Annotated in this window: 12 protein-coding genes; 10 read left to right on the top strand and 2 right to left on the bottom strand. The window is 56.1% G+C overall.

Translation table 11 applies throughout. The features are described 5' to 3' along the window. Position 1: 1 nt before the first annotated feature. From ACR0L4_RS15710 to ACR0L4_RS15740, 7 genes are all read left to right on the top strand, one after another. Positions 2 to 1624: a dihydroxyacetone kinase subunit DhaK gene (locus ACR0L4_RS15710; RefSeq protein WP_480514060.1), complete on the top strand. Its 1623-nt coding sequence runs from the start codon at positions 2 to 4 to the stop codon at positions 1622 to 1624. A 7-nt stretch (positions 1625 to 1631) separates the two neighbouring features. Then, positions 1632 to 2690: a LacI family DNA-binding transcriptional regulator gene (locus ACR0L4_RS15715; RefSeq protein ID WP_480514062.1), complete on the top strand. Its 1059-nt coding sequence runs from the start codon at positions 1632 to 1634 to the stop codon at positions 2688 to 2690. 27 nt (positions 2691 to 2717) lie between these two features. Continuing rightward, positions 2718 to 3773, top strand: a complete 1056-nt coding sequence (locus ACR0L4_RS15720) for a sugar phosphate isomerase/epimerase family protein (protein ID WP_480514064.1) — start codon at positions 2718 to 2720, stop codon at positions 3771 to 3773. After that, entirely contained in the window at positions 3773 to 4927 is a 1155-nt protein-coding gene (locus ACR0L4_RS15725) for a Gfo/Idh/MocA family protein (protein ID WP_480514066.1), read from the top strand. Before ACR0L4_RS15720 ends, ACR0L4_RS15725 begins: the two co-directional genes overlap by 1 nt. Before the next feature lie 74 nt (positions 4928 to 5001). Continuing rightward, entirely contained in the window at positions 5002 to 6459 is a 1458-nt protein-coding gene (xylB, locus tag ACR0L4_RS15730; protein WP_480514068.1) for a xylulokinase, read from the top strand. After that, positions 6456 to 7415 (top strand): aldose epimerase family protein, encoded by a 960-nt coding sequence (locus ACR0L4_RS15735; protein ID WP_480514070.1) that lies wholly within the window; start codon positions 6456 to 6458, stop codon positions 7413 to 7415. Before xylB ends, ACR0L4_RS15735 begins: the two co-directional genes overlap by 4 nt. Beyond that, positions 7405 to 8706, top strand: coding sequence for a cytochrome-c peroxidase (locus tag ACR0L4_RS15740; protein WP_480514072.1), 1302 nt, complete (start codon positions 7405 to 7407; stop codon positions 8704 to 8706). The genes ACR0L4_RS15735 and ACR0L4_RS15740 overlap by 11 nt, the downstream gene beginning before the upstream one ends. Here the strand turns inward: ACR0L4_RS15740 and ACR0L4_RS15745 are convergent, their stop codons facing one another. Both ACR0L4_RS15745 and ACR0L4_RS15750 read right to left on the bottom strand, forming a co-directional pair. Then, positions 8707 to 10218: a CRTAC1 family protein gene (locus ACR0L4_RS15745; protein WP_480514074.1), complete on the bottom strand. Its 1512-nt coding sequence runs from the start codon at positions 10216 to 10218 to the stop codon at positions 8707 to 8709. It lies immediately after the preceding gene. After that, positions 10208 to 11425: an ROK family protein gene (locus ACR0L4_RS15750; RefSeq protein ID WP_480514076.1), complete on the bottom strand. Its 1218-nt coding sequence runs from the start codon at positions 11423 to 11425 to the stop codon at positions 10208 to 10210. The genes ACR0L4_RS15745 and ACR0L4_RS15750 overlap by 11 nt, the downstream gene beginning before the upstream one ends. Before the next feature lie 151 nt (positions 11426 to 11576). On the opposite strand from ACR0L4_RS15750, the gene xylF reads away from it, so the two are divergent. From xylF to ACR0L4_RS15765, 3 genes are all read left to right on the top strand, one after another. Beyond that, the gene (gene xylF, locus ACR0L4_RS15755) at positions 11577 to 12596 is read left to right on the top strand and encodes a D-xylose ABC transporter substrate-binding protein (RefSeq protein ID WP_480514078.1); all 1020 of its coding nucleotides are present in this window, start codon (positions 11577 to 11579) and stop codon (positions 12594 to 12596) included. Positions 12597 to 12659: 63 nt separating this feature from the next. After that, positions 12660 to 13958, top strand: coding sequence for a sugar ABC transporter permease (locus ACR0L4_RS15760; protein WP_480514080.1), 1299 nt, complete (start codon positions 12660 to 12662; stop codon positions 13956 to 13958). Continuing rightward, positions 13958 to 14761, top strand: coding sequence for an ATP-binding cassette domain-containing protein (locus ACR0L4_RS15765; RefSeq protein WP_480514082.1), 804 nt, complete (start codon positions 13958 to 13960; stop codon positions 14759 to 14761). The genes ACR0L4_RS15760 and ACR0L4_RS15765 overlap by 1 nt, the downstream gene beginning before the upstream one ends. Position 14762 lies beyond the last annotated feature (1 nt).

A 14762-nucleotide genomic window follows, 5' to 3' on the forward strand; every position in this document is an offset into this window, starting at 1 on the left:
CATGGCCCAGTTCCTCAACACAAAGGAAACTCTTGTAACAGAGGCGATAGACGGTCTTTTGGCGTCTTCCGGAGGAACACTGACCCGGTTGGACGGTTATCCGCATATCAAGGTGGTCTACCGCTCGGATTGGGACAAAACGAAAGTGGCGCTGGTTTCTGGTGGCGGCTCCGGTCACGAGCCCGCGCATGCGGGTTTTGTCGGGGCAGGGATGCTGACCGCCGCTGTCTGCGGAGAAGTCTTTGCATCGCCATCGGTCGAAGCGGTGCTTGCGGGTATTCTTGCCGTGACCGGCAAGGCGGGGTGTTTGCTGATCGTCAAGAATTACACTGGTGATCGATTGAACTTTGGGCTTGCCGCTGAACGCGCCCGTGCGTTGGGACGCAAGGTAGAAATGGTGGTGGTGGATGACGACATCGCCTTGCCCGACCTGCCGCAACCGCGCGGTGTGGCGGGAACCTTGTTTGTGCACAAGATCGCGGGCGCGCTTGCAGAGGACGGAGCAGACCTGGACACGGTGACCAAGGCCGCAAAAAGCGTCATCGACAAAGTGGTCAGCATCGGGATGAGTTTGGACACTTGCACCGTTCCCGGGTCTCCGAAAGAAGACAGAATTGCGCCGGGTAAAGCAGAGTTGGGTCTGGGTATCCACGGCGAACCCGGTGTCGAGCAGGTGGATTTCGCGAATGCCGTCACGGCTATGTCCACCGTTGTGGAAAAGCTGAAACAACGGGTGGGTTCAGGGGAGTGTGTGGCCTTGGTCAACAACCTTGGATCCACAACGCCTTTGGAAATGGCCGTGCTGACGCACGCTTTGACCGAGACAGAGCTGGCACGCCACATTGTTGGCCCTGCGCCTATGATGACATCGCTGGACATGCACGGGTTCTCGGTTTCGGTGCTGCCTGCCAATCAGGACGAATTGTCGGCGCTTGAAGCTCCGGTTGGTCTGGTGGCTTGGCCGGGGGTAAACAGCATCAGCCCGGTTCAAGTTGCGCCTTTGCCTGATGGTCTGACCCCGATCGACCCCATTCCTTCCAACAATGCAGAAACGAAACAAACAATTGCGCGATTGTCCGAGTTGCTGATCCATGCAGAGAAAGATCTGAACGAGTTGGACGCCAAGTCCGGAGATGGTGACACCGGCAGCACATTGGCGACTGCCGCCCGAGCGTTGCAAAGCAGCCTGGATCGGATGCCGCTTGCGGATTTGACGCAACTTTTCCCCGCCTTGGGCAATGAACTGAGCCAGACAATGGGCGGGTCTTCAGGCGTTATTCTTGCAATCTTCTTCAATGCCGCTGGAGATGCCTGTGCCAGCGGCGCGTCGATACCAAAATCTCTTGTGGAAGGTCTGAACCGTGTCAGCCAAGTCGGAGGAGCCAAGGTGGGTGACAGGACGATGATCGATGCGTTGGCGCCCGCGCTGGACGCTTTGCCTTCGGGTCTGGCGCAAGCTGCAAGAGCGGCGCGTGAAGGGGCTGACCGCACCGCAAACATTCATCGTGCCAAGGCTGGCCGTGCCGCCTATGTTCCCGAGGAGAATCTGATGGGAAACAATGATCCTGGCGCTGAAGCCGTCGCCTTGTTGTTCGAGGGTCTGGCGCGGGAGATTGAAGGCTGAACCACACGTGAAAGACCAAAAGCACAAACTGGAACTGGTGAAGAAACCAACTGTCAATGACATCGCGCGCGTTGCAGGTGTCAGCTTGGCGACAGTTGACCGGGTTTTGAACAGACGACCCGGGGTGCGGGTGGTGACCGTTCAAAAGGTGCAAAAGGCGATTGATGAACTGGGATACGTGCGGGATACGGCTGCGGCAAATCTTGCGCGCAAGCGTGTCTACAACTTCTTGTTCGTGCTGCCTGATACGGACAACGAGTTTGTCGAGGCATTGTGCAAGCAAATCGTTGAACAATCGCGCGACCAGTTTATCGAGCGGACTCGGATGAAAATCCAGCGGGTTGCACCGTTCGATCCTCAGGAAATTGTGGAAATACTGGACGCGTTGGACAATCGGGATGTCGATGGTGTTGCCGTTTTCGGCCCGGAAACGCCGTCGGTACGAGATGCGGTAAAAAGGGTCAGGGACAAAGGTGTTCCAGTGGTGGCGTTGGTATCCGACCTTCCCAGTTCGGCCCGAGACCACTTTGTTGGAATTGACAATGTTTCCGCAGGTCGCACGGCCGCCCAGCTGATGGGACGCTTTGTGCATCGCAAAGGAAAAGTTCTGGTTCTCACGGGTTCGCGTCTGGCACGAGATCATCTGGAAAGACGTCAGGGCTTTGATCTGGTCATTGCCGAGGATTTTCCCCATCTCGACGTCGTGGCGTCGGTCGAAGGCCGGGATGATCCAGACCTGATCTACAAGATGATGCCCGAGATTTTTGAGACATACCCGGATCTTGTCGGAATCTATTCCTCTGCTGCGGGCAACGCCGGACTGATTCAGTTTCTCTCAGACAGCAAGGTCAGCACGGACTTGGTGATCATTGCTCATGAACTCACGCCGCTCAGCCGAGACGCACTCAGCCGCGGTACTTTTGACGCGCTGATCTCGCAGGATTCGGGCCATCTGGTTCGATCAGCGGTCCGTCTTCTGCGCGCGACATCAGACAAGGTTCCTTTCAACAAGGCACAAGAGCGCATTCGTATCGACATCTATCTAAAGGAAAATTTGCCGCCTTAGAGGCATCGGTTATGGGGAGGACACATTATGAAGACAATCAAAGGCCCAGCGTTGTTTCTGGCACAGTTTGCCGGAGACGAAGCGCCCTTCAATTCATGGGACGCCATCACCAAATGGGCGGCGGATTGCGGATATACTGGCGTTCAGGTCCCAAGTTGGGATGGCCGGTTGTTTGACCTTGAGGCCGCCGCTTCCAGTACTGACTACTGCGATGATTTCAAAGGCAAGGCCAAAGAGAACGGCGTAGATGTCACCGAGCTGTCCACGCACCTTCAGGGTCAACTTGTGGCGGTTCACCCTGCCTATGACACTGCGTTTGATGGGTTCGCCGCCGAAAGTGTCAGGGGAAATCCGAAAGCCCGGCAGGAATGGGCTGTGGATCAGGTCAAAAAGGCGCTGACCGCTTCGCGCAACCTGGGTATTTCAGCTCATGCAACATTCTCGGGCGCGCTGGCTTGGCCTTATGTCTACCCTTGGCCGCAACGACCTGCGGGCTTGATTGAAACGGCATTTGACGAGCTTGCCCGCCGGTGGCTGCCAATATTGGACCACGCGGAAGACTGCGGCGTCGATGTATGCTACGAAATCCATCCGGGTGAAGACCTGCATGACGGTGTGACCTACGAGATGTTTCTGGAGCGTACAGGAAATCACGCGCGGGCGTGCATGTTGTACGACCCGTCGCACTACGTTTTGCAATGCCTCGACTATTTGGACAATATCGACATCTACAAAGACCGGATCAGGATGTTCCATGTCAAAGATGCCGAATTTAACCCAACCGGTCGGCAAGGCGTTTACTCTGGCTACCAAAACTGGGTCGATCGGGCTGGGCGGTTCCGGTCCCTGGGCGATGGTCAGGTCGATTTTGGAGCGGTGTTTTCGAAAATGGCGGCCAATGATTTTGATGGGTGGGCCGTTGTCGAATGGGAATGCTGTTTGAAACATCCCGAGGACGGAGCGCGGGAAGGGGCCCGGTTTGTATCTGATCACATCATCCGTGTGACCGAGAAAGCCTTTGACGACTTTGCTGACAGTGGCACCGATGAAGCGGCCAATCGAAATATGCTGGGGATAGATTGATGGTAGCCGGACGCAGTGAAGAAACCTCGGGTCGTATTCGCCTTGGCATGGTCGGCGGCGGCAACGACGCGTTCATAGGGGGTGTGCATCGCATTGCGGCACGATTGGACGATAAGTTCGAACTGGTCGCCGGAGCGCTGTCTTCTACCCCTGAGAAATCGCGTGAAAGCGGAGAAGCGTTGGGCCTCGACCGGGTCTACGACGATTTCAAACAGATGGCGATCAGAGAAGCGCGGCTGAAATCTGGGATCGAAGCGGTCTCAATCGTCACACCCAATCACGTTCACTATGCCGCCGCGCGTGAGTTCCTCAAGCGCGGCATTCACGTGATTTGCGACAAGCCGCTTACATCTACCCTTGGGGATGCGAAGAAGCTGGTCAAGGCGGCCGAAAACTCAGACGCGCTGTTCATTCTGACACACAACTACACAGGCTATCCCATGGTCCGACAGGCCCGTGACATGGTGGCCAATGGAGAGATAGGTAAAATCCGTGTGGTTCAGGTCGAATACCCGCAGGACTGGCTGACCGAACAGCAGGATTTCAAGCAGGCCGAATGGCGGACTGACCCCGAACGGTCCGGAGCGGGCGGATCAACGGGTGATATCGGAACACATGCCTATAACATTGCCTGCTTTGTGACCGGATTGAAGGCCGAAAGCCTTGCTGCGGACTTGCAGGCCTTTGTTCCGGGGCGGAAAGTAGATGACAACGCCCATGTCTTGTTGCGGTTTGAGGGCGGCGCGCGCGGCATGTTGTGGTCTTCCCAAGTTGCGCCCGGCAACGAAAATGCCCTCCGTTTACGCGTATACGGCGAAAAGGGTGGCCTGGAATGGGCACAGGAAGATCCGAACTATCTGTGGTTCACTCCGTATGGCGAACCAAAGCGTCTGATCACCCGGAACGGGGCCGGGGCTGGGGATGCGGCCAACCGGCTCAGTAGGGTTCCGCCGGGACATCCAGAAGGGTATCTGGAAGGCTTTGCGAATATCTACAGTGAAGCCGCAGAAGCCATTTTGGCCTTTCGAAGCGGCACGTCGCCGAACCCGACCGTGGTCTACCCGACGGTTCAGGACGGACTGAATGGTGTCAGGTTCGTGTCTGCGTGCGTCCAAAGCTCTGCCAGAAACGCGGCGTGGGTCAAGCTGGAATAGCGCGAACTGTGCCTTGACATGATGTCTGCCGTAAATAATTTTATCAGCTAAAAAAATCCGAAGGATGACGCCGAATGTATCTTGGATTGGATTTGGGAACGTCGGGTCTCAGGGGGATTCTGGTGGACGACACCGGGCAGGTGATAAGCGACGCCGAGGCTATCATTTCAACTTCGACACCGAAACCCGGTTGGTCCGAGCAGGACCCATCGGACTGGATCAGGGCCTGTACCGAAGTTGTTGGGAAGCTGCGTGCGAATAACGAACCATCATTCGCCAAGCTTCGGGGCATTGGACTGAGCGGACATATGCACGGGGCCACTCTTCTTGATTCCGCCGGTCAGGTATTGCGGCCCTGCATTCTTTGGAACGATACACGGTCGGCTGATGAGGCAAGAGTGCTTGACCAGGTGCCACAAATGCGCAGCATTTCGGGCAATATCGTCTTTCCGGGGTTTACGGCCCCGAAACTGGAATGGGTACGGTTGCATGAACCGGACGTGTTCTCGAAAATCGAAAAGGTATTGTTACCAAAAGATTTTTTGAGGATCTGGCTGTCTGGCGACTATGTTTCGGACATGTCAGACAGTGCCGGTACATCCTGGTTGGATGTTGCCCAACGCCAATGGTCAGAAACAGCGCTGAGGTTGGGCCACATGCGCCCGGAACAGATGCCGCGTCTGGTCGAGGGCAGTGCGCCGGGCGGTGAGCTCAGGGCCGAGCTAAAGCAGGACTGGGGGCTTTCCAGAACAGTGGTTGTTGCAGGTGGTGCCGGTGACAATGCAGCCGCGGCCTGTGGCATTGGAAGCATACAGGACGGCGCGGGGTTTGTGTCTTTGGGAACGTCAGGCGTTCTACTTGTTGCCAGAGATGTATATGCCCCCGCGCCGGAAACTGCGGTGCACTGCTTTTGTCATGCTATCCCTGAGACGTGGATCCAGATGGGGGTCATCCTTTCTGCGACAAACAGCATGAACTGGCTATCGCGAAACCTTGGCCAGCCTGTGGAAAAACTGGCAGCGGAGTTGCCGGACACTTTGGTCGGCCCCTCTTCGATTACCTTCCTGCCGTACCTCTCAGGCGAGCGGACCCCCTACAATGACAGCTTGATACGGGCCGCGTTCTTGGGCGTGGACGTCGCGTCGGAACCTGCCGATCTGACCCAGTCCGTTATGGAAGGCGTTGCATTTGCAATGAGGGATTGCATGGAGGCCCTGAAAAGTACCGGAACCGCACCTGCCCGCCTGACGGCAGTCGGAGGCGGCGCGCGATCCCGGTTCTGGTTGGAAACACTGGCCACAGTTCTGCAGGTGCCGCTGGCCGTGCCAAAAGGGAGCGAATTCGGAGCGGCCATGGGGGCGGCGCGCTTGGCTATCTGTGCGGCCAACAGTGCAGAACCACGTGAAGTCATGACGCCGCCGGATATCAAGGAAAACATCGAACCGCGTGGCGACCTTGTCGATGCGTATGAAAATGAATACGGGCGATACCGACAATTCTACAAGGCGCTGGCGCCATTGGCGGTAAGATGACAGCCAAAGCGAAACTGTCATCTCGGTTGGAAACGGCCCTGCTTACCGATGGGGACATGCGGGCCTCGATCCTCAACTATGGGGCGATCACGCAAGGGTGGTGGTACAAGGACGTGCCGCTGGTCCTTGGGTTCGATGACCCCACCGCGTATTTCGCCGACAAGAGTTATATGGGCGCAATTGTCGGGCGGGTTGCAAACCGAATTGGCGGCGCAAAATTCGACTTGGACGGCGTAAGCTTTGAACTGAGCGCCAACGAAGGCGAGAATACTTTGCATGGAGGCGTTGAGGGTCTTTCAAAACAATTCTGGAACCTTGAGCAGTCTGAACCAAACACGGCCGTTCTGAGCTACCTTTCCCGCGATGGGGAAAGCGGTTTCCCGGGCGACGTCAGGTTCGAAGTCAGGGTCACGATAAAATCGCCGCGATTGATCTACACGTTTGCGGCGCATTCTGACCGTCCCACCCCAATAAGCGTGACGCAACACAACTACTACACTTTGGGAAGCGATGAAGGAGTTGACGGACACAAACTGACACTTGCTTCAAGACGGTATCTGGCAATTGATGACGAGGGCGTTCCCTCGGGCCGGTTACGTTCAACCAAGGAAGGCGATCTGGATTTTTCAACTCCAAAACCGATCAGGCATGTTCCGGACGGGATCGATCACTATTTCTGCTTCGCGGAAGATCGTGATCCAAAAGCTCGGGTGGCGGTATTGACGGCGCCTTCCGGGCTTTCTCTGTCTGCCTATTCCGATCAATATGGAGCGCAGGTCTATACGCGTGCAACGCTCGCGCCGCCACTTTCCGGGTCGGCAGGAGTGTGTATCGAGCCGTCGGGATACCCAAACGCTCCGAACATCCCCACGTTTCCTTCGATCGTCGTTGAGCCGGACAATCCCTACCGCCAGATGCTTGCTCTTGAGGTCTCAGAGGGCCGGTATGAAAGCTAGTTGGCTCATTCCTGTTCTCGGCCTGTGGGTCGCGGGTGCTGATCGGGCAATTGCGCTGGATCTTGGAGATCCGCCAGAGTTCGTTGAACCGGATTTCGACAGGGTCTCTTTGGGGCATCTGCTGTTCTACGACCCAATCTTGTCCGGGAACAAGAACATCAGCTGTGCGACCTGCCATCACCCCAAGCTTGGCACGTCAGATGGTCTTTCTCTTGGAATAGGCGAAGGCGGGCTTGGTCTGGGAGCCAAACGCTCGCTGGATCCAGAGAATACCCCGGAACAGCGCATTCCACGAAATTCACCAGGACTTTGGAACCTCGGGGCGACTGAATTCACGACGTTTTTCCATGATGGTCGTCTCGAGGCTGATCCGGCGCACCCATTCGGTATCAGAACCCCGCTGGGTACACATATGAGGACTGGGTTCCAGTCGCCTTTGGCGGCACAAGCCATGTTTCCGGTTCTGTCGCCGGACGAAATGGCGGGCCACTACTCTGAGAACGAAATCAGCAAGGCGGTTCGACTGGGGCTTTTGACTCAGCAGGGCGGCGCGTGGGACCTGATAGCAGCACGTGTTGCTTCTGTGCCGGAATACGCGGAAAGGTTTGACGAAATAGAGCCCGATGGCGAGGTCACTTTCACGGCAATCGCAAATGTGATTGCAGATTTCATCGCTTTCGAATGGCGCGCAGACAACAGCCCGTTTGACCGCGCAATGCGAGGCGAAGGCAAACTGTCGGATGAAGCCGAAGTTGGCATGAAACTGTTTTACGGAAAGGCCGGGTGCAGCGCGTGTCACGCTGGCTGGTTGCAGACGGATCACAAGTTCCATTCGATTGCTCTGCCACAGATCGGACCCGGAAAATCCGCGCGATTTGAAAACCACGTGCGGGACGATGGTCGTCTTCGTGTCACGGGTCGCCCCGAAGACGCGTTTGCATTTCGCACGCCGTCGCTCAGGAATGTAACGCTTACCGCACCATACGGGCACAATGGCGCATTTGCCCGTCTTGAAGACATTGTGCGCCACCATCTGGACCCGGTTGTGTCGTTGCAAAGCTACTCGATTGAAATGGCCTTGTTGCCGGACTTCCCAACCTCAGATGATCAGGCCCCACTTTTGGACCAAACTCATAAGGACACCATCGCTGAAAGCAACAACTTGTCGAAAGTTGACCTGACGGATCGCGAGATTGATGCGCTTCTCGGCTTTCTGAAAAGCCTTGAAGACCCGGCAAAACGGCTGGGTGTCCCGACCCATGTCCCAAGTGGTCTGCCGGTTGATCAATGATCACCGAATGATCTGAACTATACTGTTAGGTGTAACTTCCCGCCATTCAGCTGTTTGTCCATCTGGCCAGATCACCCGAACCTGTGCCCGGATTTCGGTTCCCAAGCCGAAGTGATGGAGCCCATTGATGCCCCCGGCATGGCCTCCGCCGATTGTTACTTCGCGGGTCTGTAGACCTTGTGTGGTTTTGACTTCGATGAAACCACCAACAGCCGAGCGGTTGAAATTTTCTTGCCGGACATCCACCAATAGCCAATTACCGCCCTGCGAAATGTTCTGACTGACCTCAAGCTGCGACCCCCGGTTCACAACCACCAGATCCAGCCTCCCGTCCTTGTTCAAATCCGCAAGGGCCGCACCGCGCGACTTTGCCATCGACGCAACACCCGCCTCAACCGAAGCTTCGATGAACTGACTTTCGGGGGTTTGCACCAGCAGGGTGTTCGGGTCGTTCAGGGCGGCATCTGGCATTTGTTCTACATTGCCTTTGGCAACGAAAATGTCGTCCCGACCATCGTTGTTGACGTCTCCAAACTGCGCGTGCCATCCGGTCGATGGTCTTCCGTCACTGCCCACATGAGGGCGATGGGCCGTTGTGCCCTTTTCATAGGTCGCATCCCGCCATGTTGGGCCATCGGCATCCGGGTCAAACACTTGAAGCTTCTGGTCACCCATCGAAGTAAGGTACACCTCGGGAAAACCATCTCCGGTCAGATCGCGCGAGGCGATCCCCATCCCCCAGATCGAATATGGTAGCCATCCCTCATCGAAAGCATACAGACGCGGTTCAGGTTCCATGGCCCAAAGCTGTTCCTGACCGCCCCGAACATAGTAATGGCGGTCATTGCTGACACGAAGGTCGGCCCGCCCGGCGCGCGCCCAGTCTGAAAACAGGACCGATAGGGAGCAATAGCCGGGTTCAAGGTGTTGCGGCGGTCCATAGTTGCGTCCTTCAGGACGATAGAGCAGCGTTGGCCCACATGATTCAAATGGGCCTTCTGGATCGAACCGGTCGACATATGTTCCAAATGCCAAAGTCGGTAAGGATTGATCTTCTTCCCACGTAGCCGAGAAACCCGTGGTCCAGTGATCCTCGGACCGAAAACCGACACTATCAAAGGGACGGAACTGGCAATTCGGTTGCCCTTTTAGCAAGAGGTCCTTGCCCACACGTAAAATAGCCAGATCCATCAAACCGTCGCCATCAACGTCCAAAGGGTACGTGCCTGTCACTCCGGTCAAGGACAACTGATCCGGCGTTTCGATGCGAAAGGAAATCTTTTCCCCGGAGGTGTTTTTGAACAGTTGAGATCGGTTGGTCCCACCTGCGACGAAGAACTCCGGCAGATCGTCGCCATTGCAATCAAAAACCGCTACACCTCCGCCAACAAAATGCTCCCAGCCGCCATCGTAAACATGTGCGGGCATCTCAATTTTTTCGAATTTCGGTGGCTTTGTTTCGGCCCCTGCAGTTGTGGCAATAACAAAAAACGCAACAAGGTCAGGACGCATTCTTCGTAAGCTCCTTAACCTTTAGGATCGAGACTTGTTCGATCCCGTAGGCGGCTGCGCCCTTGGCCCACATCAGATCGCCCCAATGATGAACTTTGATTTCCGGCAAAGGTGCGTCCACATTGACGACGCCATTTCGAATACGGGTCAAGACGTCACTCGAACACAGGTGTTCGAAACTCATCTGCGCGCCCGATACAACTATGCATTCGGGGTCAAACAGGTTGATCAGATTGGATATTCCAAGCCCAAACATCTGACCCGCCCGGGCGAGCACTGACATTGCCATTTCGTCACCAGAATCGGCACATCTATGTATGTCCGAAACTGTCTGCATTTCGTTGGTCCGACCTGTGACCGTCATTTCGCGGATCAGGGCGTAGTCCCCGACATAGGCTTCCAGACAGCCCCGTTGACCACATTGGCACAGGGCTCCGTCCAGTTGAACTTTGGTGTGTCCAAATTCAGCTCCGCAGCCTCTTTCGCCTCGATAGAGCTTGCCGTCCAAAACGATCCCGAGGCCAACACCATGCTCGATCGTGACGACAAGAAAGTTCTTCAATCCCTTCCCCAGTCCAAACAGATGTTCAGCTTTCGCGACCAGATTGGCATCGTTCTCAACGAAGGCAGGGCAGGGCAACTCTTTTGAAAAAATATGACTGAAATCCACGTTTGTTTCGGTAACCGACGACGACCAGTGGACAAAATTCCTGTTTGCATCAACCTGACCGGCCATTCCGATTGAGACACCGGCTAGGTGCTCGATCGGAACATCAATTTGCCTGCACGCATCCTCAAGTGCAGTGCGCAGGGTCAAAACAAGTTTGGTCGCAGACATTCTGGCGTCTTCCAGAGGGAACTTGTGCGACGTGACCTCGTTGCCTTCAAAGTCGACAAGAATGACCGAGATCATCTGGCGCGCAATCTTCAGGCCCGCCACAAGGAAAGACTGACCGTCCAATTGCAACAGCACCCTTGGCCTGCCTCTCTTGCCAGAGTTGGGCTGCGCGTCGCCTTCAATCTCTTTGATCAGCCCCGCCGAGATAAGGTCGGCCGTCGCCGAGGTGACCGTAGCGGGGCTGGTTTGCAGGGCGGATGCGATGTCGGTCCGCGAGACGGCCCCTTTGGTTCTTATGTGGTCCAACACCCGCAGGCGGGTCGTGTTTCTTTGTTCCGAAGAAACCAGAGACGCTTTGCTTTTCAGCATCTTCCCCTCGCGATTCTTGCTGTTTTCTCAATCTATTTGAATTTGAGCACTTCTTGTAGACTAAATATTTTACCGACTGAAATAAATATGGTATTTAAAGTTGCAAGAGCCGCGAATCGAGTTGAGATGGCTCTGCACATGGGAGGAAATCATGAAAAGAATTCTCAGCTTCTCAGCTGTGGCCACTTTGCTGGCTTCGACTGCGTTCGCAGAGCCGGTGGTCGGCGTAAGCTGGTCGAACTTTCAGGAAGAACGCTGGAAGACGGACGAAGCCGCAATCAAATCGGCCCTAGAGGCGGGCGGGGCCGAATACATTTCGGCAGATGCGCAATCATCCTCGGCCAAGCAGCTTTCGGACATTGAAAGCCTGATTGCCCAGGGTGTCGACGCGCTTATCATTCTCGCGCAAGACGCGCAGGCGATTGGTCCGGCGGTTCAGGCTGCTGCTGACGAAGGTATCCCGGTCATTGCCTATGACCGCCTGATCGAAGACGACCGCGCCTTTTACCTGACATTCGACAATGTCGAGGTGGGAAGAATGCAGGCCCGCGCGGTCTTTGAGGCCATGCCCAAGGGCAACTACGTGATGATCAAGGGCTCTCCGACCGATCCAAACGCGGATTTTCTGCGGGGCGGTCAGCAAGAGATTATCGGTGCCGCAGTCGACAGTGGTGACATCGTGATCGTGGGTGAGGCCTATACGGATGGCTGGTTACCTGCCAATGCGCAGCGGAACATGGAGCAAATCCTGACCGCAAATGAAAACAACGTGGACGCGGTTGTAGCGTCGAACGATGGAACAGCAGGTGGTGTTGTTGCCGCGCTGACTGCGCAGGGCATGGAGGGGATTCCCGTCTCTGGGCAGGACGGCGACCACGCTGCATTGAACCGCGTTGCTCTGGGCACGCAGACCGTTTCAGTTTGGAAAGATGCCCGCGAACTCGGCAAGGCCGCCGGGGAAATTGCGGTCGCGCTGAGCGGGGGTACAACCCCCGGCGATGTCGAAGGTGCCGTAAGTTGGACGTCGCCAGGCGGTACCGAGATGAACTCGGTCTTCCTCGCGCCGGTGCCGATCACCAAGGACAACCTGACGGTTGTTGTAGATGCCGGATGGATCTCGCAGGACGCCCTGTGCCAAGGCGTTGAAAACGGTCCTGCGCCCTGCAACTAAACCACTCAGCCCCGGGCCCTGTCGATTGGGCCTGGGGCATTTGCTGAATATGAAAGATCGGAAATGACCGAAACTTCGTCTCAGCCGATACCTGAAAAAACAAAGCCTGGCCTGTTTCAGCAACTGGAACTGGATATGCGGCTTTTGGGCATGATCGGCGCGTTTATCATCCTGTGTATCGGGTTCAACATCTTTACAGATGGGCGGTTCCTGACACCCCGCAACCTGTTCAACCTGTCCATCCAGACGGTTTCGGTTGCGATCATGGCGTGCGGAATGGTGTTCATTATCGTCACCCGACATATCGATTTGTCAGTTGGCGCGCTTTTGGCAACAACATCAGCTGTGATGGCGATGACGCAAACCGAACTGCTGCCGCACATGCTGGGACTGGGCTTGAACAACCCGGCAACTTGGGCGATCACAATCGTAGTGGGCCTGTGTGCCGGTACTCTGATAGGCGCCTTTCATGGTTGGTTGGTCGGCTATCTGACCATCCCGGCCTTCATCGTCACCCTGGGCGGATTTCTGGTCTGGAGGAACGTGGCGTGGTATCTGACCAGCGGTCAGACCATTGGCCCGCTGGACAGCACGTTTCTTATGTTCGGTGGAACCAACGGCACTTTGGGGACCACGGTAAGCTGGCTATTTGGTTTGTTCGCCACCGCTGTCGCCATTTGGGCCTTGTGGAGCGGTCGGAGGGCCAAGGCCGCACATGGTTTTCCCGTCAAACCCGTCTGGGCTGAAACCACTTTGGCCGGGATAGTTGCGATTGCCATCCTTGGATATGTTTTCATCGTCAACAGCTACGCCATCCCAACGCGCCGATTGGAACGCATGTTCGAAGCCCGCGGCGAAACAATGCCCGAGGGGTTGGTTGTAGGGTACGGCATCCCGATTTCAGTTCTCATCCTGATCATTGTGGCCGTCACTTTGACTATCGTGGCTCGGAAAACCCGGTTTGGCCGCTACATCTTTGCGACCGGAGGTAACCCCGACGCAGCCGAGTTGTCCGGGATTAACACACGGCTGCTGACCGTAAAGATATTTGCGCTGATGGGCTTTCTATGCGCCGTTTCAGCGGTGGTTGCTTCTGCACGTTTGGCAAACCATTCGAACGACATCGGCACGCTGGACGAACTGAGGGTGATCGCCGCTGCGGTGATAGGGGGAACTGCTCTGTCCGGTGGCATCGGCACGATCTACGGCGCAATTCTTGGTGCACTGATCATGCAAGCGCTTCAATCCGGCATGGCCATGGTTGGAGTTGACGCGCCGTTTCAGAACATCGTGGTGGGCAGCGTACTTGTGTTGGCCGTCTATATCGACATCGTTTATCGCAAGCGACTGGGGGCCAAGTGATGCAAACTCAGGATACGCAGAAAACCCCCGCCAACTCCGGACGTGGGTCTGGCGCACCGCCGTTGGTCGAGATGCGCGATATTTCCATCTCGTTCGGTGGGATCAAGGCCGTCGACCATGTGTCCGTCGATCTGTACCCCGGAGAGGTTGTGGGATTGCTCGGGCACAACGGTGCAGGAAAGTCGACTTTGATCAAGGTGCTGTCAGGGGCCTATCAAATGGACCACGGCGAGATTGTGATTGATGGCAAACCTGTCGAGATCAGCAATCCACGTGACGCACGGGCCAACAATATCGAGACCATCTACCAGACGCTTGCTCTGGCCGATAATCTGGATGCAACGTCGAACCTTTTCCTGGGGCGCGAGATGACAACCCCGTTCGGGTTGGTCAACGACGCGGCCATGGAGGCTGAATGCCGCAAGATCATGGCGCAGCTCAATCCGAACTTTCAGAAATTCAGCGACCCCGTCTCGGCGCTGTCTGGTGGCCAGCGGCAATCCGTAGCGATTGCGCGGGCGGTCTATTTCAATGCCCGCATTTTGATTATGGACGAGCCGACAGCGGCGCTTGGACCGCATGAAACCCAGATGGTGGCGGATCTGATTCATCAGCTCAAGGCCAAAGGTATCGGCATTTTCCTGATCGATCACGACGTGCATGCGGTCATGGACCTGTGTGACCGGGCTTCGGTGATGAAGAACGGTAAACTGGTCGGAACAGTGGATATTGCCGATGTCACGGATGACGACCTTTTGTCGATGATCATTCTGGGCAAGCAGCCCGGGCAAAAAACAGACTAGG

Source organism: Ruegeria sp. AB5, from assembly GCF_056542645.1.

Coding starts and splice junctions, on each gene's coding strand:
- ACR0L4_RS15745 (WP_480514074.1), bottom strand. CDS start 10,218: ATGCGTCCTGACCTTGTTGCGTTTTTTGTTATTGCCACAACTGCAGGG.
- ACR0L4_RS15725 (WP_480514066.1), top strand. CDS start 3,773: ATGGTAGCCGGACGCAGTGAAGAAACCTCGGGTCGTATTCGCCTTGGC.
- ACR0L4_RS15720 (WP_480514064.1), top strand. CDS start 2,718: ATGAAGACAATCAAAGGCCCAGCGTTGTTTCTGGCACAGTTTGCCGGA.
- ACR0L4_RS15750 (WP_480514076.1), bottom strand. CDS start 11,425: ATGCTGAAAAGCAAAGCGTCTCTGGTTTCTTCGGAACAAAGAAACACG.
- xylB (WP_480514068.1), top strand. CDS start 5,002: ATGTATCTTGGATTGGATTTGGGAACGTCGGGTCTCAGGGGGATTCTG.
- ACR0L4_RS15735 (WP_480514070.1), top strand. CDS start 6,456: ATGACAGCCAAAGCGAAACTGTCATCTCGGTTGGAAACGGCCCTGCTT.
- ACR0L4_RS15740 (WP_480514072.1), top strand. CDS start 7,405: ATGAAAGCTAGTTGGCTCATTCCTGTTCTCGGCCTGTGGGTCGCGGGT.
- ACR0L4_RS15710 (WP_480514060.1), top strand. CDS start 2: ATGGCCCAGTTCCTCAACACAAAGGAAACTCTTGTAACAGAGGCGATA.
- ACR0L4_RS15760 (WP_480514080.1), top strand. CDS start 12,660: ATGACCGAAACTTCGTCTCAGCCGATACCTGAAAAAACAAAGCCTGGC.
- xylF (WP_480514078.1), top strand. CDS start 11,577: ATGAAAAGAATTCTCAGCTTCTCAGCTGTGGCCACTTTGCTGGCTTCG.
- ACR0L4_RS15765 (WP_480514082.1), top strand. CDS start 13,958: ATGCAAACTCAGGATACGCAGAAAACCCCCGCCAACTCCGGACGTGGG.